Origin of the sequence: Streptomyces sp. NRRL S-31 (assembly GCF_000718775.1) — a bacterium.
GTDB lineage: Bacteria > Actinomycetota > Actinomycetes > Streptomycetales > Streptomycetaceae > Streptomyces.
Genome location: NZ_JOCB01000093.1, coordinates 71,286 through 92,592, shown reverse-complemented (window position 1 = coordinate 92,592; position 21,307 = coordinate 71,286). Strand labels below are relative to the sequence as shown.

Annotated in this window: 18 protein-coding genes; 8 read left to right on the top strand and 10 right to left on the bottom strand. The window is 70.0% G+C overall.

Annotated features, from left to right (window positions below):
- The first annotated feature begins 44 nt into the window (after positions 1-44).
- Positions 45-1,250 (top strand): hypothetical protein, encoded by a 1,206-nt coding sequence (locus IF37_RS0130260; protein WP_079165952.1) that lies wholly within the window; start codon positions 45-47, stop codon positions 1,248-1,250.
- Between the two features lie 126 nt (positions 1,251-1,376).
- Positions 1,377-2,732 carry a phenylacetate--CoA ligase PaaK gene (gene paaK, locus IF37_RS0130255; RefSeq protein ID WP_030749601.1) on the top strand — a complete coding sequence of 452 codons (1,356 nt, stop codon included), beginning with the start codon at positions 1,377-1,379 and terminating at the stop codon, positions 2,730-2,732.
- A gap of 144 nt (positions 2,733-2,876) precedes the next feature.
- Here the strand turns inward: paaK and IF37_RS0130250 are convergent, their stop codons facing one another.
- The 5 genes from IF37_RS0130250 to IF37_RS0130230 all read right to left on the bottom strand — a co-directional run bounded on the left by IF37_RS0130250 (position 2,877) and on the right by IF37_RS0130230 (position 9,487).
- Entirely contained in the window at positions 2,877-4,256 is a 1,380-nt protein-coding gene (locus IF37_RS0130250) for a globin domain-containing protein (RefSeq protein WP_079165957.1), read from the bottom strand.
- 347 nt (positions 4,257-4,603) lie between these two features.
- Positions 4,604-5,647 carry an alcohol dehydrogenase catalytic domain-containing protein gene (locus IF37_RS0130245; protein ID WP_030749595.1) on the bottom strand — a complete coding sequence of 348 codons (1,044 nt, stop codon included), beginning with the start codon at positions 5,645-5,647 and terminating at the stop codon, positions 4,604-4,606.
- Between the two features lie 210 nt (positions 5,648-5,857).
- Positions 5,858-6,415, bottom strand: a complete 558-nt coding sequence (locus IF37_RS0130240; protein WP_030749592.1) for a hypothetical protein — start codon at positions 6,413-6,415, stop codon at positions 5,858-5,860.
- 12 nt (positions 6,416-6,427) lie between these two features.
- Positions 6,428-8,719 carry a DNA-binding transcriptional regulator gene (locus IF37_RS0130235; RefSeq protein ID WP_030749590.1) on the bottom strand — a complete coding sequence of 764 codons (2,292 nt, stop codon included), beginning with the start codon at positions 8,717-8,719 and terminating at the stop codon, positions 6,428-6,430.
- Positions 8,720-8,971: 252 nt separating this feature from the next.
- Positions 8,972-9,487 carry a lytic polysaccharide monooxygenase auxiliary activity family 9 protein gene (locus IF37_RS0130230; protein WP_030749587.1) on the bottom strand — a complete coding sequence of 172 codons (516 nt, stop codon included), beginning with the start codon at positions 9,485-9,487 and terminating at the stop codon, positions 8,972-8,974.
- 309 nt (positions 9,488-9,796) lie between these two features.
- Between IF37_RS0130230 and IF37_RS46080 the strand changes: the two genes are divergently transcribed.
- Positions 9,797-10,657: a hypothetical protein gene (locus tag IF37_RS46080; protein ID WP_030749584.1), complete on the top strand. Its 861-nt coding sequence runs from the start codon at positions 9,797-9,799 to the stop codon at positions 10,655-10,657.
- Positions 10,654-12,450, top strand: coding sequence for an alpha-amylase family glycosyl hydrolase (locus tag IF37_RS0130220; protein ID WP_030749581.1), 1,797 nt, complete (start codon positions 10,654-10,656; stop codon positions 12,448-12,450). The genes IF37_RS46080 and IF37_RS0130220 overlap by 4 nt, the downstream gene beginning before the upstream one ends.
- A gap of 68 nt (positions 12,451-12,518) precedes the next feature.
- On the opposite strand, the gene IF37_RS41000 is transcribed toward IF37_RS0130220, so the two are convergent.
- From IF37_RS41000 to IF37_RS0130205, 3 genes are all read right to left on the bottom strand, one after another.
- On the bottom strand, positions 12,519-14,264 hold the full coding sequence (locus IF37_RS41000; protein WP_052845451.1) for a DUF4157 domain-containing protein: 1,746 nt from the start codon (positions 14,262-14,264) through the stop codon (positions 12,519-12,521).
- 398 nt (positions 14,265-14,662) lie between these two features.
- Entirely contained in the window at positions 14,663-15,169 is a 507-nt protein-coding gene (locus IF37_RS0130210; RefSeq protein WP_030749575.1) for a DUF4232 domain-containing protein, read from the bottom strand.
- A gap of 173 nt (positions 15,170-15,342) precedes the next feature.
- Positions 15,343-16,137 carry an SDR family NAD(P)-dependent oxidoreductase gene (locus IF37_RS0130205; protein ID WP_030749572.1) on the bottom strand — a complete coding sequence of 265 codons (795 nt, stop codon included), beginning with the start codon at positions 16,135-16,137 and terminating at the stop codon, positions 15,343-15,345.
- A 182-nt stretch (positions 16,138-16,319) separates the two neighbouring features.
- Here IF37_RS0130205 and IF37_RS39895 point away from each other — a divergent pair, with 182 nt between their 5' ends.
- Complete coding sequence (locus IF37_RS39895; protein ID WP_030749570.1) at positions 16,320-16,598, top strand: hypothetical protein; 279 nt, start codon at positions 16,320-16,322, stop codon at positions 16,596-16,598.
- Positions 16,599-16,764: 166 nt separating this feature from the next.
- Here the strand turns inward: IF37_RS39895 and IF37_RS0130190 are convergent, their stop codons facing one another.
- The gene (locus IF37_RS0130190) at positions 16,765-17,226 is read right to left on the bottom strand and encodes a GNAT family N-acetyltransferase (protein WP_037857340.1); all 462 of its coding nucleotides are present in this window, start codon (positions 17,224-17,226) and stop codon (positions 16,765-16,767) included.
- A 232-nt stretch (positions 17,227-17,458) separates the two neighbouring features.
- Positions 17,459-18,574: a serine hydrolase gene (locus IF37_RS0130185; RefSeq protein WP_030749565.1), complete on the bottom strand. Its 1,116-nt coding sequence runs from the start codon at positions 18,572-18,574 to the stop codon at positions 17,459-17,461.
- Positions 18,575-18,975: 401 nt separating this feature from the next.
- Between IF37_RS0130185 and IF37_RS0130180 the strand changes: the two genes are divergently transcribed.
- The 3 genes from IF37_RS0130180 (at position 18,976) to IF37_RS0130170 (ending at position 21,307) form a co-directional block, all read left to right on the top strand.
- On the top strand, positions 18,976-19,404 hold the full coding sequence (locus IF37_RS0130180; RefSeq protein WP_052845450.1) for a MerR family transcriptional regulator: 429 nt from the start codon (positions 18,976-18,978) through the stop codon (positions 19,402-19,404).
- A 35-nt stretch (positions 19,405-19,439) separates the two neighbouring features.
- Positions 19,440-20,288, top strand: coding sequence for an alpha/beta fold hydrolase (locus IF37_RS0130175; RefSeq protein WP_052845449.1), 849 nt, complete (start codon positions 19,440-19,442; stop codon positions 20,286-20,288).
- A 368-nt stretch (positions 20,289-20,656) separates the two neighbouring features.
- Entirely contained in the window at positions 20,657-21,307 is a 651-nt protein-coding gene (locus tag IF37_RS0130170; RefSeq protein ID WP_030749556.1) for an NAD(P)-dependent oxidoreductase, read from the top strand.

The window sequence follows — 21,307 nt, the reverse complement described above, 5'->3', positions numbered from 1 at the left end:
CCGGCCCCGGCCTTCATTGCGGGATCTAGGAGAAAAGTAGCGGAATGAGCCTTTCGATTCCTCGGCATGACTTCGAGAAGCGACGCGAGATGGCTGCCCGGCTGGCCGGGGGAAGCTGCGAGTCGCTACAGACCGCGCTCACCGAGGAGGAGGTCGCCGGCAACATCGAGAACTTCGTGGGCGCCGTCAGCGTCCCCGTGGGCCTGGTCGGTCCGATCGACATCCACGGGCCCGACGCGGAGGGCACGTTCGTCGTCCCCATGGCGACCCTGGAGGGGACCCTGGTCGCCTCCTACTCACGCGGCGCCAAGCTCATGAACCTCTCGGGTGGCTGCGAGGTGGAGGTGTACGGCGACCGGTTCCTGCGCGCGGTCCAGTTCACCACCGCCTCCCTGGCGGACGCGCGGAAGCTGGTCGCGTGGTGCCGCGAGCGGGAGGAGACGCTTCGTGACATCGCCGTCGGGAGCAGCAACCACCTGCGCCTCATGGAGATCACCTACGACCGCCAGGCCACCCGGGTGCTGCTCTCCATGGCCTGCACGACCGGCGACGCCATGGGCAGCAACATGGTGAGCAAGGCCATCAGCAAGGTGGCGGAGTTCGTCACCGCGCACAGCGGCCTGGTGGAGTACGACGTACTGCCCTACCCCGAGGACAAGAAGAGCCTTCCGCTGCGCCGGAAGGGCAAGCAGGTCCTGGCGCGTACGGTCCTCAGGCGTGAGGTCGTGCGGAGCATGGCGCGGACCAGCCTGGAGCGGCTGGAGCGGCTCATCGAGGACTTCAAGGGGACGCTGGCCCTGCACGGCGCCTATTCGCTGAACCTCCACATGGCGAACGGCATGACCGGGCTCTTCCAGGCTTTCGGACAGGACCTCGCGTACGTGGCCGAGTGCACCCAGGCGGTGGTGGAGACCCGGTGGCTGGGCCCCGACGAGTTGGAGGTGTGCCTGACCATGCCCACCCTCATCGTGGCCACGGTGGGCGGAGGCACCGGCCTCCCGCCTTACCAGACCACGTTGGCCATGGTGGACTGCGTGGGCGACGGCAAGGCCGGGAAGCTCGCCGCCATCATCGCCGCCGTCCTCCTCGCCGGCGAGATCAACTGCGCGGCGGCCATGTGCGCCCACGAGTTCGTGGCGGCACACGAGGGCCTGGGCCGCAACCGCCCGGAGGACGCGCCGGTCCCCGGTCCCCGGGCCGTCGACTCCCCGGACGTGGCCGTGCCGGACCACCGAGCGCAACTCGTCTGAGACCGAACCCCCACGCGGCCGTCGCTCCGGTCCGGGACCGGCACACCGGGCGACGGCCGCCCGCACGCGAGCAGTTGTCGGATGCGGACGGGGGTGTCCCGCCCGGAGAGAGGACCAGAAAGCGTGATGACCAGCCGACTCACCGCACCGCCCGCCGCCCGCGGCCGCCTGGGCGAGCCCGTCCCGGCCGACCTGCTGGACGCCGCCGAGCGGCTGTCCCGGGAGGAGGTACGCGACCTGCAACTGCGCCGACTGCGACGGACCCTGCGCCACGCCTACGACAACGTGGAACTCTACCGACGGAAGTTCGACGCGGCGGGCGTCGGTCCCGAAGACTGCCGGACCCTGGAAGACCTGACCCAATTCCCCTTCACCACCAAGGCCGACCTGCGCGAGGCGTACCCCTTCGGCATGTTCGCGGTGCCGATGCACGAGGTGCGGCGCCTGCACGCCTCCAGTGGCACCACCGGGCAACCCACCGTGGTCGGCTACACCGAGACGGACCTGTCGAACTGGGCCGATCTGGTGGCCCGTTCGATCCGGGCGGCGGGCGGGCGCCCGGGACACCTGGTCCATGTCGCCTACGGCTACGGCCTGTTCACCGGCGGACTCGGCGCACACTACGGCGCGGAGCGGGCCGGCTGCACGGTGATACCGGCCTCCGGCGGCATGACGGCCCGTCAGGTGCAGATCATTCAGGACTTCCGGCCCGAGATCATCATGGTGACGCCCTCCTACCTGCTCACCCTGCTCGACGAGTTCGAACGCCAGGGCGTCGATCCGCGCTCCACCTCGCTGAAGACCGGGATCTTCGGCGCCGAGCCGTGGACGGAGGAGATGCGCCGGGAGATCGAGGAGCGCGTGGACCTCCACGCCGTGGACATCTACGGGCTGTCCGAGGTGATGGGGCCGGGCGTCGCCCAGGAGTGCGTGGAGACCAAGGACGGCCCGCACGTGTGGGAGGACCACTTCCTGCCCGAGGTGGTCGACCCGTTCACCGGCGAGTCCCTCGCCGACGGCACGGGCGGTGAACTCGTCCTCACCTCCCTCACCAAGGAGGCCCTGCCCGTCATCCGCTACCGCACCCGCGACATGACCCGGCTGCTGCCCGGGACCGCCCGGCCGGGCATGCGCCGCATCGAGCGGATCACCGGCCGCTGCGACGACATGATCATCCTGCGCGGAGTGAACGTGTACCCGAGCCAGATCGAGGAGGTCGTCCTGCGCACCCCCGCAGTGACCCCGCACTTCCGGATCCGGCTCACCCGGCGCGGCCGGATGGACCACCTGACCGTCCAGGTCGAAGCCCATCCGGACGCCGGCCTCGAACAGCGCCGGACGGCGGCACGCGCGATCGTCAAGGGGGTGAAGGACGGCGTCGGCGTCACCGTGGAGGCGACCGTCGTGGACCCGCAGACCCTGGAGCGGTCCCTCGGCAAGCTGCAACGGGTCACGGACGAGCGCCTGGCGCCACCGGCTTGACGCACGCGGACCACGGCGTCGGCACCTCCGCCCCCGGAGCCGGTGCGCCGTCCGTCCGGACGCCGTCGTTCTCGTACGGAGCGCACCCGGGGGTGCGCCGGGGGGACGGGAGGGGCAGGCGGCGCTGTGCGATCAGGCTGCGCATCACATCGGCAGGGGCGCCGGGCCGGCGCGCAGAGCGACAGCGGACAGGACGCGTACCGGCTGTCCAGGGGGTGCCGCCCTCCCGGCCGGGCCGGCCCCTGCCGCGTTCCCTCGCTCGTCCCGGGCTCCGGCCGACGGCAGGTCGTGGCGGAGGTGTTCGGCCGGCAGTCCGGCACGGACGAGGGCGTCCTTCACCGCGCTCACGGCAGTCGGCGGTCCGGCCACCAAGGTGGGGCCGGCCACCGGGGAGAGACACTCGGCCACGGCCTGGACCAGGCGGTCACGGGTCCGTCCCTCCGGTGCGGCTCCCGCGATCACCGGCACCACGGTGAGCCACGGGCGGCCACTCGCGAACGTGGTCAGGTAGTCGGTGTCGTACAGGTCGGACAGCGTTCCGGCGCCCATGAGGAGCCGCACCGCGCAGCCCCGGTGTTCCGATCCCATGCCCATTCGGGCGTCCAGTTCCCGCAACAGCGCCTTCATCGCGGCCCAGCCGGTGTCCCAGGCCACCAGCCGTAGATCCCCCAACGGCTCGTCTCCGAGTGTCAGGTTCCCCTTCGGTGGCCCGATCCGCACTTCGCCCCCGATCGACGTGTGGCGCACCAGGGCGTCACTCACTCCGCCGGGCCCGGTGCGGCGGACATGGAACTCCAGCTCCTCCTGGCCGGGTGCGCCGGCCGGATAGTACGGGCGCCAGGTGTGCGGCAGTCTCGCGGACTCCAGCGTGACGTACTGCCCGGCGCGGTACCGGAAGGTCTCGTGCGGCCGCAGCCGGAGCACCGCGAGGTCCGGACCACGCAACTGGTGTGCCGTCACCGTGGCACGCCAGCAGGGCGGTTCGTGCAGCGCCGCGTCCGCGCCGCGCACCATGGCCGTCACACCGAGGCGCAGCATCCGCACCCACGCCTGTTCCAGCTCCGCGTGCCAGCGCTCGCCGGCCTGGATGCGCAGCGCTGTGCACAGCGCTGCCTCGAACGCGGCGTACTGGGCCGGCAGCAGACCGAGCTTGCGGTGGTCACGGCCGAGTTGGGTGAAGGTCCGGGTGATGTCGTCGGGCCGGTCCAAGTGCTCGATCAGGTATGAGAACGCCCGTGCGAGATGGGCCTTCTGGAATTCCATCGAGGCGGGGAAGAGCGATCGCAGCGAGGGATGCCGCGTGAACAGTGCCTGGTAGAGGTGGGTGATCAGCTCCTCGAAGGGGGCCACCAGGTCCAGGTGGTCCATGATGGTCCGCTGGTCGGCGCCGCCGTCGTACGGTTCTCCGGCCGGGGGCTGCCCCTCCGCGCCCGCGGTGTTCCCCGGGGTGAGCAGTCGACGCCGCAGTCGCATCGCCTCGTGCCGGGCCAGAAGCGTGTGGTAACTCCGGTCGTTCGCACTCATGGTCAGCACCCCGTCCGCGTCTCGCGGCCCATGCCGGTAACCCGCCCGGCGCACGGGGCCGGGGGGACCGGCGCGCCGCTCGGAGGTTGGCAGAACAGTCGAGGCATCGGTGAACTCCTAGGAAGCGAAGAAGGGGTGACGGCCCTCAGGCGCCTCGACCGGGAGGCGCGACGCCCACAGAAACCGCAGGTCAGTATGACACTACGGACATATGCCCCAACGTCCCTGGTAAGAAGGGCCGTTGGGCCCTTGTGCCGCCCCGTGGTGACAAGAGGAACCGGGCCCAGATGGCCGGCCGGGCACAGACCGAGTTGGGCGGGCCGAGCCGCACCCTCCGGCTGTGCGGGTCAGGGTTCGACGAGGACCTTCAGGGTCTTGCGGTCGGCCATGTCCCGGTAGCCGGCCGGCACGCCGTCGAGGCCGGTGGTGGCGTCGAAGACCTTCCCCGGCTCGATCGTGCCGTCGAGGATGTCGGGCATCAGCTCCTCGATGTACGCGCGGACCGGCGCGGGTCCTCCGGCCAGCCGGATGTTGTGCCGGAACAGGCTGCCGAAACCGACCGGTGCCTCCTCGTACTGCGGCACACCCACGCGACTGATCACACCTCCTCGGCGCACCACGCCGAGGGCCTGCTCATAGGCGGGCATGTTGCCGACGGCCTCCAGGACCACATGCGTGCCGTCCCCGCCGGTCAGCTCACGGACCGCCTCGACACCTTCCTCGCCACGGGCGGAGACGACGTCGGTGGCACCGAACTCACGCCCGAGGTCGGTACGCGCCCGGTGGCGGCCCATGAGGATGACCTGCTCCGCGCCGAGCCGCTTCGCCGACAGGACCGCCAGCAGACCGACCGCGCCGTCCCCGATCACGGTGACACGGGTGCGCCCGTCGACACCGCCCGCCACGGCGGCGTGGTAGCCGGTGCCGAAGACGTCCGAGAGGGTCAGCAGGGACGGTATGAGCGCCGAGTCCGCGGCGACGGGGAGCTTGACCAGGGTGCCGTCGGCGAGCGGGACGCGGACCGCCTCCGCCTGACCGCCCTCCTCCGGCTCGCCGTCCCAGAACCCGGCCTGCGGGTGGGAGCAGGAGGTGTGCAGGCCCTCCCGGCAGAACGCGCAGGTGTTGTCCGAGATCGCGAACGGCGCGACGACCAGGTCACCGCGTTCGACCGTGGTCACCTCCGCGCCGGTGTCCTCGACGACGCCGATGAACTCGTGCCCCATCCGGACGGGACCGTCCTCGGGCCTCATCGAACCGTACGGCCACAGATCACTGCCACAGACACAGGACGCGGTGACGCGGACCAGCGCGTCGGTGGGCAGCTTGACGACGGAATCGGGAACGTTCTCGACGCGGACATCGCCGGCGCCGTACATGAGGGTCGCGCGCATGGGTGCTCTCCAATGCGATGCGGTGTGGTGCGGTGTGGTGCTCGTGTTTCGGGTGGTGTTCCGCAGTGGTGAGGTACGAGTACGCACCCTGGGCCGGCTCAAGCCTGTTCGAGGGCGGGGATCAGGGGCGGGGCCGCCATGTCGGTGCCGGGCCCGAGCCGGAGATCGCGGTGCCGGGCCCGAGCTAGAGATCCCGGTGCCGGGCCCGAGCTAGAGATCGAACTCCACGTGCTGGACGTCCGTGAAGCGGACTTCTTCCAGCTGGCCCGCGCGGCGGCCGTTGTCCTGGAAGTACATCTCCTTGAGTCCCTCGGCGGCGATCTGCTGCAACTGCTGGTCACCGGCGCCGGCCTGCTGGGCGTCGAAGAGACGCGCGGCGTACTGCGGGGGGAGCGCGACGGTCAGGTGCCGGACACGGGCGTCGTCGGTCGAGCCGATCGGCGCGTCGTAGCCGAGACGGGCGCGGGTGTCGATGACGATGCCGCCGGTCGTCGCCGCCCGCTGCCGGGCCCTGGCCCGGATCTGCGGCTGCCAGCGCTTCCTCACCTCACGCTCCAGGCGCGCGGCGAGTTCCGGCCGGGGCTTCCTGATCTGGTCCTTCACATACCGCTCGACGGTGCGCTGGGAGATCCGCAGCAGCTGGGCGACCGCGCGGGTGCCCTTGAGCTGCCTGACCAGGTAGCGCATCTGCGCGCCCGCGCTCTTCGGCACCGGGCGGGTGAACGCCTTCTGTACCGCGGCTTCCAGACCGTCCCCGAACAGGGTCATCGTCACCCTCTCCTACTCTCCGTTGTCGGCGTCGGTGACGGTGCCGTCCTTGATGTAGCGGGCGAGGTTCAGCTCCGGCGCGGTGAAGCGCTCGCGGACCTCCTCCCCCCACAGCACGGACTGGGTGCCCTCGTGCTTGACCAGGCCCGGGTTGACGCCGAGCTTGAAGCCGCCGGGCAGCGGCCTGCCGTCCCGGTAGGGCAGGAAGTCCAGCGGGCTCGGTCCGCCGGCGGCGTAGACGACGCAGTCGGACAGGATCGCGACCGGGTACTGCCCGGTGAACGCCGCATGCTTGACGATCTTGCGGTGCAGGTTGATCCGGGTGCGGGAGATGACCGCCGCCCGGATGTCCGGCCGCCACGTCGGACGGGACAGCGCACGCCACGGCCGGCCGGGCCGCCAGCCCTCGCCGCGCGGGCGTTCCCGCAGCTTGCCGAGGCCGCCCTTCACGGTCGCCTTGATCGCCGAGGCGACGATCGCCAGCTCCGGGTCGCGTTCCCGGTAGCCGTCCATCGCGGCGAGGAAGTCGGCCGGCGGCAGGTCGGCGCCGACGCCGAGGTCGGCCATCGTGGCGAGGTAGGCGTCGCGCAGCCGCTGGTACCAGCCGTCCAGGTAGCGGCCGTTCTCGTGGCGGACGTACGCCTCGATCGGGCGGACCTCGTAGCCCAGCTCCACGGCGTAGGCGACGGTGGGTGTCGCATACCAGGCCGGCCCTTCCGGGCGGTCACCCCTGGGCGTGAAGGGGCTGGGCAGCAGCCCGCCGTCCAGCTCCACCCACTCCTTGCCGACCTTCACCTTCGACAGGTCCACGTGGGAGAGGTCGACCAGCCAGGAGCCGGGCAGCTTCGGGTCGAACACCGGCGCCTTGACGTGCGTGGGCGCGCCGAGCCCGACGACCAGGCCGTTGGCGCCGGCGGCGAAGGCCATGTTCACGTCGATGCCGACCAGGTGCCGCAGGGTGCACTCGGCGTCGGTCATCGGCCGCGCCCAGTCGTACGCCTCCTCGAACAGCCTCTCCGCCGGGCCGCGCAGGTGGAACCGCGGCAGGTCCGCCAGCAGCGGGTGTCCGTCGGGGGCCTCGCACGGCGCGCAGTCCACCGGGTCCTTGCCCAGCGAACCGGGGTTGTGCTCGGAGTGCCGGCGGCCGTCGGCGTCCGGTTCGGAAGCGCGGGTCGGCGGGTGCAGCGCGGTCATCAGCTCCAGTCCGGTCACGGCCGTGGAGCCCCGGGGTGTCATCACGCGGGAGGCGTACACGCCGAGGATCCGGGCGAGTTCCGCAGGCGGCAGCTGCCCGGCCTCGCCCCAGTGCCGGGCGTCCAGAGCGTGCCAGGACGGGATGCACAGCTGCACGCAGGCCCGCTCCGAACCGGTGGCGGGCCGGTAGATCCGCGCCCACGGCCCGAAACCGCGCTTGGTCAGCTTCCACTCCGCGCGCGCCAGCTGCTTGACGACCTTGTGGTCCTCCGGGACCCGCCCGGCGAGCCGCTCCTCGTGGGTGAGGGTGACGGGAAGGCCGTAGCGCTCCAACGCGGCCTCGGTGAGCACGAGCAGCGGGTCGGCGTCCTTGCCCGGCCCGGACAGCCTCGGCTGCCCCAGCTTCGCTTCCTTCAGCGTCCACTCCACCAGGGCCGGGAGGGATTTGGCGGGCACGTCCAGGACCAGGCCACCGGTGCAGTACGCCAGCACCTGCCCGTCGGTGTCGACGTCGACGACCGCGAGCGGGCCGTTCTCGAAGCGCGCGTCCTCCCCGCCTGCCGGGTTGCCCGCACCCCTCTTCTTTCCGGCACCCGGGCGGCGCGACGTCGGCGCGTTCCTGGCGGTACGCGCCGGACGCGGCGCGGCGGCCCCGGGAGCGGAGGCGGTCCGGGGGTGCTCGCGCTCCGGCGCGGCCGTGGTCGCGGGGGCCGCGCCTGTGTCGGCCGGAGTCCCGGATCGGGCGCGGGTCGGCGCCGATGCCGCCGCCAGACCGGGCGCCCGCGCGGTCAGGCCGGCGCCCGGGCCGGGCACCGTCGCCTCGGGAACGGCAGGGCTGACGGGGTGGGCAGGCTCGGGACCGGCCGGGAAGCGCTCCGCCCAGCCGTCGAGCAGTCGCTGATAGGCCTGACGGCGAGGGGGACGCGGTTCGGCGCGGCCGGCCTCCCAGTTCTTCACCGTCTGCGTCGTCGTGCGCAGCACTTGAGCCAGCCGGGCCTGGGTCACTCCGGCCGCCTCGCGCAGTCGCGCGCGCTCCGCGGGCCCGGGCATCTCCGGTTCACCGGCGAGCAGTGCGTCCACGGCAGCGAACAGCTCGTCCTCCGTCGGCATGCCTCACCTCCTAGGCGGACCCTATCACAATTTACCCTCCGTTTCGATGAGATTTTATCCCTGAACTTATCCACGAGCGATATCTCCGACAGCCGCCACGGGCGTCAGCGATGCCGCTGTGAGCCGGTCCGGCGGAAGGCGGTTTCCGGGGTCGAGATGCAGGGTCAGGGAGAACGGAGGGCGACCGAGTGGCCACCGGGGAAGGAGCACCCCGGTGGCCGTACCCGGAAGGACCGGGTGTCGGCGGTCGTGTCAGCTGACGTTCACGTCCACGCAGGCGTAGAAGGCGTTGGCGGTGTCGGCGATGTTCCACACCGCCAGCACCTTCTGCCTGCCGGTCAGGCTGCCGAAGTTCACCTGGTGGGTGACGGTCGCACCCGGCTGGGCGCCGTTGTCGTTGAACTCGGCGATCTTCCGGCCGCCGGCGTAGTACTGCCAGGTACTGGTGGCGTGCCGTGCCGTCAGCTGCCAGTTGAAGCTGGTCGTGCGGCTGACGGGGGTGACCTTCCAGCCCTTGCTGTCGTTGTCGAGTTCGGCGAAGGCCGCGTTCCCTCCGCTGCAACTCATCAGGCCCTTCGACCCTTCGACACTCTGCGGCTCGTACTTGATGGAACCGCAGGAGACGGTGCCTGCGGCGCACTGGGCCTGCCGACTGGGGGGCGAGGAGATGTAGCCGTGCGCACTCGCGCTGGTGGCCGGCAGGCTCACGGCCACCAGCGGGGCGATTCCCGCGCCGATGACGGCGGCCAGCCTCTTCTTGTTCTTCATGGCGACTCCTTCATGGGGGGACACGCCCTCCTGCCCACGGAGGCAGAGATAGGCATGCCCATGACAATGACTCTCTTGGCGCCAGCCGCTGGTGATGTGCACGTCACGAGCGGCAACCGAATCGTACCCCTCTTGGTCTAGACCAAACAGGCTCCGGGTGAGACGCACGCGGGCGCTTAGCCAGGCCGAGAAGGACGCGGCCTGGCGCTGGAGTTGCCGTAGCAGATGAATGCCTGGAGTGCAATACTGAAGCTGCGAGATCCCTCTGTCGGCCTTGGTGATTTATCGGCCCGACAGTGCGGGGAGGTGATGTCGACGATGTTTGGCAGGCACGGGTACGTCGAGATAACCGCCCGAATCCCCAAGAAGGTAGCCGGTGCCGAAAAGCCGACCGAGCTCCGGAAAGCGCCGTCCGCGCTCAAGGAGAGAATGTGTCACATCATCACGCCCGTCCGGGTACTTCGCGGCTTGACGACAGTGTTCGCGATCGTGCTCTTCGCGATGCTCGTGGACACCTTCGTTGTCAGCGCGATGAGAGACACCCAGAACCTGGTCACCTCCGTCATCGCGGTTTTCGGTGTACTGGTCCTGGCCTTCCTCGCACTGGCGAGCCCGGGAGCACTGGAGGAGCTCTCCTTCGGCCCGTTCAAGGCGAAATGGCGGATCAAGGAACTCGAAAACCGGGTCCAGTCACTCCAGTTGGCCGTCCTCAGTCTGCTCACCTGCCATGAGCGAAGGCACTTGGAAAAACTGGCGGGGGACGAGAAGGACGCTCGCGCGCAGTACCAGGACTCGATGTACCGGGAACTGGACCGCCTTCAAGCACTCGGGTACGTGAAACCGTCCATGGATTCGTCCGGGCTGAACGGAATGAAGAAGAAGTACGAATCCAAGGAGGGCGAGTGGCTCGGCCTCAAAGAGTATGTGCGCATCACACCCATGGGCAGGAAGTACCTGGAGCTTTACGCGAGTTGGTCTCCGAAGATCTATGTGACGTCCGCGGGTGAGGTGAGGATCGACGGGAAGCGCTACGGGCAGGCCCAGGACTGGCAGGAGATCGTGGGATTCGCCTCCCAGGCCGGCTTGTTGAGCGAGCCCGCGTGGGAGGATCTGCAAGGCAGGCCGCCGAAGCACCTGCATCCCTCCGCACAGCGGAGCGCCCCCGAATGAGCCCCGGCCCACCCCCCGGCATGGGCGCCATCCGCGTCCCGCACGGTACCGCGTTCAGGGTCTGGGCTCCGTACGCCGAGAAGGTCGGCGTCGCCGGGTCGTTCGACGGATGGACCGTGGTGCATCCGCTGACCGCCGAGAGCGACGGCTGCTGGTCCACGTACGTGGCGGCGGCCCGGCCGGGAGACCAGTACAAGTACCTCGTCTCACCGGCCCAGGGCGACGCGAAGTGGAAGATCGACCCGTACGCACGCGAGCTGACCGGCTCCGTCGGCAATTCCGTGATCGACACCACCGAGTTCTCGGACTTCGACTGGGGTTCACGTCCGTGGCACAACCCGGGCTGGGACGAACTCGTCGTCTACGAGCTGCACGTCGGCACCTTCAGCCGCGGCCCCGGCCACGCGCTCGGGCAGCTGTCCGACGTGATCGGGCGACTGGACGAGCTGGCACAGCTCGGGGTGACAGCGATCGAGCTGATGCCGGTCACCGAGTACGCCGGTGAGTCCTCCTGGGGCTACAACCCGGTCTCCGCGTTCGCGGTGTCGACCGACTACGGCTCCCCTGGTGAGTTGAAGGCCCTGGTCAGGGCAGCTCACGCACACGGCCTGGCCGTGCTGGGCGACGTCGTCTACAACCACCTCGGACCGGACGACCTCGACGCCGGGCTCCGCCGCTTCGACGGCTGGTACGAGAACGACGGCGACGGCATCTACTTCTACAACGACCGGCGTCGCGAATCAGGCTGGGGTCCTCGCCCCGACTACGGCCGGCCCGAAGTCCGCCGGTATCTGCGCGACAGCGCGCTGTCCTGGCTGGAGGAGTACCGCATGGACGGCCTCCGTTGGGACGCCACCGCGCGCATCCGCGACGTCGACGGTGACACCCCCGCCGGGATTCCCGACGGCTGGGCCCTGATGCGCTGGGTCAACGACGAGATCAACGCCCGCCAGCCGTGGAAGATCAGCATCGCGGAGGATCTACAGGACGATCCCGTCATCACAACCGCCACCCCGGCGGGTGCCGGCTTCGACTCCCAGTGGGACGCCGGGTTCGCCGACGTACTCCGCTCGGCACTCACCGCCGTACGGGACGGTGAACGCAGCATGGCCCACGTGCGCGCCGCGATCGAACACCGGCTCGGCGGCAACGCGCTGGCCCGGGTCGTCTACACCGAGTCCCACGACATCGCGGCGCACACCCGTGGGCGCCTGCCCGAGGCGATCTGGCCGGGCAACGCCGAGAGCCGGTACGCCAAGAAGCGCTCCACCCTCGGCGCCGCGACCCTGCTGACCGCGCCCGGGATACCGATGCTCTTCCAAGGACAGGAGTTCCTGGAGGATCGGACGTTCGATGACCGCACCCCGCTCGACTGGGACAAGCGGGAACGCCACCGCGGCATCGTCCAGCTGTACACGGACCTCGTCGCACTCCGGCGCGACCGCGACCACACCACCGCCGGCCTGCGAGGCGACCAGGTCGACGTGTACCACTGCAACGACACCGACAAGGTCATCGCCTTCCACCGGTACGCGGGGGGCGGTCCACGCGACAGCACCGTCGTCGTCCTCAACTTCGGCAACCGCCGTTACGACGGCTATCGCGTCGGGCTGCCCCGCGCGGGAGGCTGGCGCGTCCGGTTCAACAGCGACTGGTCGGGCTACGACCCGGAGTTCGACGACTCCCCCAGCCTCGACACCCACACGGACGGAACCGCGCGGGACGGACAGCCATGGTCGGGTGCTGTCGGCGTCGGCCCCTACAGCGCCGTCATCCTGTCGCAGGACTCCTGAGGACCTGAGGACGCAGCGGGGAGCCGCGATCGGGAGAGGGCCGCACGGCCGAGCGCGGTGGCGATGTGTCAGTGCCGGGCGCCGCCCGGACCGTTGACCTCCTGGTCCTTCGCGTACCCCTCCTGTGCCCAGCCCGCGATCTTCCGCAGTTCGGCCTTCAGCTCGTCCCAGGTCTTGAAGTAATTGCCGATCGCGCGGATCTCCATCGGAATCACCGTGGAACCCTCGACCGTGTGCGGCTTGATCTCGTTCATTCCGCCGAACACCTGCTGCTGGGACACGGTCGGCTTGCCCGTCAGAGCCGAGTTCGCGTATCCCAGCAGCGTCACCTTCTCCAGCCCCGGCAGCTCCCGGCTCGCCCGGTCACGGAATTCCAGCTGCTCACCCTCGGTCTCTGTCTTCTCCTGGTATTCCGCGAGCCGGTTGACGATCGCGTTCTTGTTCTTCTTCAGAAAGCGCTGCACCTCTCCGTCGAGCAGGCTGAACGCGTCGGCGAGCGGTGAACGGGACAGGAAGATGGTCAGGTTCTTGGGCTGCCCCTGGTCGTGATCGGTCGCGAGATAGTCGGCGACGGCGGCCACCTGGGTGAAGAAGAGCTGGAGGAAGCCGTCGAGGGAGTCGGTGTCGACCCGGCTCCGTTTCTTCCCCGGGCCCGGACGTGACGTGTCGAAGTCCCGCAGTACGTCCTGCGCGAACGGTTTGGCCTGGTTCAGCCGGAACGTGGCTCGCGGCAGGGCGTTCTGGCCGACGCTCTCCGGGTCGTTGCGGTAGTTGTCGAACACCTGGGGAACACCGGCCAACGGCACACCGATCGTGTACTGGACGTAGAGCCCGTCGCCCCTGCCCGGCTGCCCGGCCTGGTCGGTGTAGCCCTCACTGCTGAGCGTGACGCCTTCCGCGTCGGGTTGCAGCGTCAGACGCATGGTGGCCTCGGAGAGCGGCGTTCCCTCGGAGGCTGCGTAGAATTCGTCGCGGACCTTTCTCATCTCGTCGACGATCCGATCGAGTGCGTCGGGGCCGTCCGACGCCTTCGTGCCGACCACCTGGACGGCGCCGGAAACGAACTCCAGATTGGAGTAGGAACCACCCCCGTCCAGCGCCCTGCTGTCCGAGACGACCGTGAAATTCTCATGCCGGCTTCGCCCGAGGTCGGTGTCGCCGGTGAGTTTTCCACCGTTCCGGTCCTTGATCCGCTTGGCCATCTCGGTCTCGAAGCCCTCCATGCGCTGCACCGGGCCCTCCAGACGCTGGACCGATGCCGCGCCGGAGCGGGAGACAGCGGCCGCCCCCGTTCCCTGGACCGTGCTGGCGCCGCCCGACCTCATCCGTGCGGCGTTCGACTCCGCCTCACGTTCCTCGTGGTCGTGCGGGTGGGTCATATGGAATCCGCCGTCCGTCGGGTGCCCGACCGCGGCCCTCTGCTGGTTACGGACCGTGTGCGTGAGTTCGTGGTCCAACGTGTGGGAATCGCTTCCGCCCTTACCGATCACGATGTCCTGGTTCACCGTGAACGCGCGCGCCTGGACGGCGGCGGCCGCCTGCCGCGCGGCGGCTCCGGTGTGCACCCGCACCCCGGAGAGATCGGCCTGGAACTGCTCCTCCTTGCGGGCGAGCGTGGCCGGGTCCAGGGGGCTGCCAGGTGTGTGCAGGCCGGCCTCGACCTCGGAGCGATCCGGTGTGCGCGGACCGGTCTCGGCATCGGCTCGCTGTACGGCGTCCTCGTGCCCGCATCCCTCACCGCGCCGGTGCTCCTCCGCCTCCTGTTCGCGGCGCATCATCCTCAGCACCGTCTGGTTGCCGACGCTGGCCTGCAACTCCCTCATTCCGCGCGGTGCGACCGGGCGAGCCGTCCTGTCCCGATCGTCCTGGGCGACGGATCGGGGCTTCTTCCCCTGTGAGTACATCGAGCCTCCCCACCGATGAAGACCTGCGCTTGCGAACGTAGGACCGTTATGCGCCCTCCGGAACCCAGCGCCCGCCGGGCTGCCCGGCGAACACCGCCGAGAGCTGCGGTATTGCCCTCCCGGCACACCGCGGTCGCCCTCAACTCTGCCCGCCGGGGCACTTCCTCGCCGTCCGCGGGCATCGCGCCGAGCGGCCGGCCGCCCCCGTGCGGCCGGCGCTTGCCGGCGAACGCGACGGCGGGCCCGCCCGCCCGTCCGCGTCGCAGACGGGCGGGCGGGCGGACTCATCGAGTACGTGTGACTCCTGGTCAGGCGCCGCGCTGGACCGGGCCGACGAGGGTACCGCTCGCCACCTCGAACCTGCCCTCGGCGACGGACGTGCCGGGGATCTCCCCGTCCGGAGCCCGGAGGGTGAACGACGCCTCGTCCACGGGGGTGGCGCGGCGGTCGCTGGGGACCTGGATGTCGAAGTGCACCGGGTGGCCCGGGCCGAAGGTCACCACGGTCTTCTGGTCGCCGTAGCGGCCGGCGGTGATCCCGGTGTCCGAACCGTGGTCCGAGAACCGCACGCCCGTGGGCGAACCGGCCAGCTCGCAGGACTCGTACCCGCGCGGCGCGGTGACGCTGACACGGTAGTGGCGGTGCCCTGAGCCGGCAGGTCCCTCGGTGATCCTCGCGATGTGGTTGGCCGGACGGCAGGCCGAGGGGGCGACGCCTCCGGCCGCCGCGGGAGCCGCCTGCGCGCCCCCCACACCAGCGGCGACCACCAGCGCGGAGGTGGCGACGGTGGTGACGAACTTCCCGATCGTGTGCATCGGAACACTCCTTGCCTTGCTTGATGGCCCTGCGGGTGTCCTCCGTCAGGACCATGGTCAGCGGCATTCCTGCCCACGAACCCCCGCCCGGAATGTCTCAGAATCGGTACAGGGCCTCGGCCTCGGCAGCCCCTGTCCGTCCGGCCCGAGCCGGCGGGGGCGCGCGGTGGTGCTCAGGGGAGGATGGAGTCGACGCAGCCGCCGTCCACACGGACTGCCGCGCCGGTCGTGGCGGACGCCTGCGGTGAACTGAGGTACACCACCATGTGGGCGACCTCCTCCGGTTCGATCAGCCGCTGGATGAGTGAACTGGGCCGGAACTGACGCATGAACTCGTGCTGGGCCTGCTCCCACGGCACTGCGCGGTCGACCAGTTCGTAGACGAAGTCCTCGACGCCGCCGGTGTGGGTGGGGCCGACGATCACGGAGTTGACGGTGACACCGGTGCCGGCCGCGTCCTTGGCGAAGCCGCGGGAGACGGCGAGCATCGACGTCTTCGAGGTGCCGTAGTGGATCATTTCCGCCGGGATGGCGATCCCGGACTCACTGGAGATGTTCAGTACGCGCCCCCAGCCGCGCTCCTTCATGCCGGGGAGATAGGCGCGGATCAGGCGAATGGCGCTGAGCACGTTCGTCTCGAAGTAGGTGCGCCACTCCTCGTCGGTGATCTCCAGCGGTGCCCGCGAGCCGAAGATACCGAGGTTGTTGACGAGGATGTCGGTGTCGGGGACGGCGTCCCGCAGGACGGCGGCGCCTTCGTCGGTGGCCAGATCCGCGGTGAGAGTGGTGAGGTCGGCGCCGGGGAGGCGTTCGGCCAGACGGTCCGCCGCGTCCCCGAGACGTCCGGCACCGCGGCCGGTCAGTACGACGGACGCCCCGGCTCGCGCCAGCCCGGTGGCGATCGCGAGCCCGATACCGGTGGAGGAGCCGGTCACCACGGCTGTTCTCCCCGTCAGATCGACATGCATGCTCAATCCCCTTCGACCCGCGTCGCAGTGGTGGCCATAGCGGGATTGTGCGGACAAGCCGTGAGAACTCGGGGACATCCGCCCGTGTCCTTGGAAAAGGGTCAGATGGCCGGCGGCGGGCACCGCTCACAGCCGGCGACCCGGCCGACCCGCTTTCGGCCTGCATCGGCTACAAGGAATTCGTGCAGCGCGTCGACCCGCACGGTCTGGGCCCCTACACGTCGCAGGGCCAGATGCCCGGGTTGTACCCGAAACTCGGCCACATCAGCGTCTACGAGCACCGGCACGGTCGGCCGCTGCTGTGGGCGCTTGTCGTTCGCAAGGCAACCGGCCGGCCCGGGGACGGCTTCGCCGACCTCGCGTCACAGCTCGGCTCGAAGCCGCCGAGGATGCCGGGTTCTGGGAGCATCAGGTGGAGCAAGTCGTACGCTTCCGGTCCGCTGACGATCCGGTCATGCTGATGGACTCCGCGATGGACCAGGTGTTGAAGGAGCTCGGCTCGATCAAGCGTGCCGTACGCCGGCTCTCCGCGAGGGCGAACGAGAAGGACTGAGCCCGTGCATGGCACCTTCAGGTCGCCGTGTTCGCGGGTGTGGATGACGGCGACCTGGTCTGTGACCAGGCTCATTACGATGCCGCCGCGTAACAGTGGACAGCCACCAGCTGAGACGGGCCCCATCGTTGCTCGACCGTGGCCATCAATTCCCAGCCCAGCCGCTCGTACAGGGCTGCCGCGGCGATATCGGATGCCACGACGTCGAGCACCGGATGCAGCCCCCGTCCCCGTGCTTCCTCCACGGCCCGGCCGATCAGCAGTGCACCGAATCCGTGCCCCCTGGCTCGCGGAGCGACGAAGAGACGGCTGACCACCGCGGTCAGTTCCCTGCTTGCCCCACTACGGTCGCTCCACAAACCGGGGGCCAGATCCCCGTCACCGCTGCGGGACAAGCTGACATGGCCGACGACGCGGCCGTCGAGTTCGGCGACCCAGGCCCCCCATACCGAAGCATGCGACAACCACTCGACGGGCTGGTCGGGCCAGTTCACCGGGTAACCGTCACGTTGATGGACTTCCGCGAGAACCCGCACGCACTTCTCGACATCGCTCTCAGTCCTCCGCCGGACCCGGCGGCCCGGCCTCTCCCCAGCAACAGCGGAAGTCTCGATGTTCACTCCGCCAGGGAAGCACGAGCCACAGTGTCACAACCAGCCGCTTACGGCGCATGCCGCCAACTGGTTCCGTGGCCGGAAAGGTTCGCCGGATCGCTGGGGCTGCGATCGCGTCGCTCGTCATGGACCGACCGGGCGGACCGTCCGGGTGTCATTCGGTGAGCGCGGCGTTGATGAGGGCTTTGATGTACGGGAGGTCGTCACCGGCTCCCGTCGGGTTCAAGGAGTACACCAGGCGGTGTCGGAGGTCGCGGGTGGCGAAGAAGCCGTTGTCCCAGCCGGGGCGGGAACCGGTTCTGCCCCATGCCTCCTCGCCGTCGGGCAGCTGGTGGCGCATGAGTCCGCCGGTGCTGTAGCAGGCCGTCGTACCGGCGCAGTTCTTGTTGTCGGGGCCGTTCGTCGCGGCCGGCACCTCGAACACGAGCTTCTGCTCGGCGGGTGGGAGCAGACGGCCCCGGAACAGCGCGGTCGTGAAGCGGTCCAGGTCGACGGCGGTGGAGATCAGGCCTCCCTCGGCCCACGGGTACGGGCTCTGCTCGGTCACGTCCTGCCCGTCGACGTACACCTCCGCGTGGGGCGAGGGGATCGTGAGGTCGTCGGCGGCGGGCAGGCTGGTGTGGCGCAGGCGCAGCGGCCGGATGATCCTGCGCTCCAACTCGTCGCCGAACGAGTGGCCGGTGACCTTCTCCGTGATCAGACCGAGGACGAAGGAGTTGAGCCCGTTGTACTGCTGCTCGGAACCGGGCACGGGGGGCGTGCCGGGGGCCGCGGCGAACGACTCGCGCACGAAGTCCTCGGGCGTCACGGATTCGAGCTGCCATCCGGGTCCGTCGGCCGGGCCGGGTGTCGGGGCGGGCTTGGGCAGACCGCTCGTGTGGTCGAGAAGGTGGTGCACGGTGACACCGTCGTACGCCGCGGGCAGCACCTGGGGGACGTACCGCCGTGCCGGTGCGTCGAGGTCGATGCGGTGCTCGGCGATGAGTTGCAGCACCACCGTGTTGGTGAAGGCTTTGGTGACGCTGCCGATCCGGACGTACGCGTCAGCGGTGACCGGGCCGGCAGCGGCGCCCACGCCGTCCTGTCTGGTCAACGCGCTTGCGACGATGTCGTCGGGCAGGTGGTCGAGGATGTCCCGGACGGTGGGGTTCGCGGACGTCGGGGCACTGGTGGCACCGGAAGCGACAGGGGCGGCGGCTGCGGGCAGAGCCGCACCGGTGGTGAGAGCGGAGGTCAGGAGAAGAGAGGTGACGGCGAGGCGTACGTACACCGAGGTTCCTCCGGTGGGTTGACGGGACTTGGGTGGCTACGTCAACTCTGCCGAGGGATTCCGGCGTTGCCCATCAGTGATCACCCTGACGACAGCCCTGAACTGCCCCTGAAGGGGCAAGCGCCGCCACCCCGCGTCGATTTGATCCACCGGGTGGGCCGTCATGGCCCGGGGAGGGTCGCACCCTCGAACCGCATGTGCGCCAGCGAGCAGTCGAGGCGGGCGCGGCGGAGGAAACAGCGGCATGACCAAGTACGCGGGCCGGACGGCGGTCGTCGTGGGAGAGGCCACCGAGATCGGGTCGGCCGTCGCCGAGCGCCTGGTGGAAGGCGGCGCCCGGGTCGTGCCGGCCGCCCGCACCACGGAGGAACGCGACCGGGTCCGGGCGGACGCTGCTGTCCATGACGTCGGTCTTCGTCCTGACGCACACCATCAGCTACCCGTACGTCGCCGCGTCCCGACTCCTGCGCTACTACGAGGAGCAGGGGCTGATTGCCTCCAGGCGTGCCCCCAACGGCTGGCGCAGCTACGACGAGCGCGATGTGGACCGAGTCCGGCAGATCCGCGGTCTGCTCGACGTGGGCCTGCCGACCCGCATCATCCGGCAGATCCTGCCCTGCCTGGGCGAGCCGGGGGACATCCACGTCTCCGATGCCTCGCCGGAGATCATCGCCGCGCTGGAACGGGAACGGGACCGGATGACCGAGCGCATCCGGTTGCTGGTCCGCAACCGTGACGCCATCGCCGCGTACCTCGACACGCTGCGCGACCGACATGCTGCCGACCAGGCTTCTGGCGCTTTGCGTCAGCGACCCTCACTGGGAATTTGACCATCGCACCAATGTCAGCATCGGACTGTGGAGCCATGACCGAAGAGACTGGATCGATTCAGACCACCGCGACGCCGGAGCAGGCGCAGCAACTGCTGCGCCACGTCGAGTTCGGCTCCGGCACGCCCGTGGTACTGCTGCACGGCCACACCATCGACCACCGGCTCCTGTTGCCGCTGGAGCCCGTGTTCGCCGCTCGCGGCGGCTGGCGGCGGCTCTACGCCGACCTGCCCGGCTCCGGCCGCTCACCGCGGCTGACCGGGGCGGTCACGGCCGAGGCCATGGGCGAGGCGGTGCTCCGCTTCGTCGACCAGGTCGTCGGTGACGAGCCGTTCGCGGTCGTGGGCATCTCCTACGGCGGCCAGCTCGCACGGCACCTGATCGCCGAGCGGGGCCCGCAGGTCCTGGGTACGGCGCTGATCGCGCCGTTGGTCAAGCCGGTCGGTGAACGCGTGCTGCCCGAGCGGCAGGTGCTCACCCGGGACGAGGCACTGCTGGCCTCGCTCGACCCGGGCGACCGGGAAGTGTTCGAAGGCATCGCGCTGTATCAGGACGACGCGGGCTGGAGCGCCTTCCGCGACCATGTGCTGCCCGGCATCCGCGCCCACCACCGCGAGGACGCCGCCGCGCTTCGCAAGGCGTACGTGTTCACGCGGACCCCGGAGTCCCGCTTCGGCATCCACGATGCCCCGCACCTCGTGGTGACAGGCCGCCAGGACCACATGGTGGGCTGGCAGGACCAGTGGGAACTCATGAAGCACTATCCCCGCGCGACCTACGCCGTCGTCGACGGCGCCGGCCACAACGTCCACCTCGACCAACCGGACACCGTGCACGGCCTGCTGGGCAACTGGCTCGACACACTGGCGGCGCGACGCCGCTGACCCGGCCCCGCACAACGGCCCTGCGAACCGATCGCCGAAGACATCCCCCGTTCTTCGGCGGTCACCGGTCTTCTGCCCCCACGCTTTGTTGATGAGACTTCAACATCATCGGCCGACCATGGACTGGCACATCGGTATCGCCGTGTGATCGTGTGCGCCTTCGCCGCCACCTTGCCAACAGGCGCCGGGCCGTACGCCGAAGCCCTCCGTTGCTCCTTTGCCGGTTCGCCGGCTTGTGCTCAGCCGGGTCAGGGACGCGTCGCCTGATCGGGTCGAGTTCGTCGGGTGCGGCCCATACCGCCGTCGTTGTCACGAGGCGTCTCGCTAGTCTGCGGACCCCGGATGATCAACCGAAGTGGGAGAAGCACGTGTCCAAGATCGCCCTGTTCGGCGCCACCGGAACCATCGGATCCCGCATCCTGGACGAGGCGCTCGATCGCGGCCACCACGTCGAGGCCGTCGTACGTGACCCGGCGAAGCTCACCAAGTCGCACCCCGACCTGACCGTGGTCACCGGCGACGTCCTGGACCCGGCGGCCGTCGCCGAGGCGGCCGAGGGGCAGGACGCCGTGATCAGCGCGGTCGGCGGAGGCGACGGGCCGGGCCACCTCGCCACCATCAAGCCCGCCGCCGAATCCCTGGTCGCCGGCCTGCGCAGTCTGGGCGCCGACGCACCCCGGCTCGTCGTCGTCGGCGGTGCCGGTTCCCTGCGGACACCGGACGGGAAGCTGGTCTGGGACGCCGAGGGCCTGCCGGAGTTCCTGCTCCAGATCATGCACGCCCACGGGGACGCCCTGGATTTCTACCGCACGGTCAGCGACGTGAGGTGGACGTGCCTCAGCCCCGCCGCGGTGATCGAGCCGGGCGAGCGGACGGGCGCATACCGCACCGCCCTGGAAGACCTGATCGTCGACGACGACGGCACGAGCCGTATCACCGCCGAGGACTACGCCCTCGCCCTGCTCGATGAGATCGAGCGGCCACGCCACATCGGCGAGCGCTTCACCGTCGGCTACTGA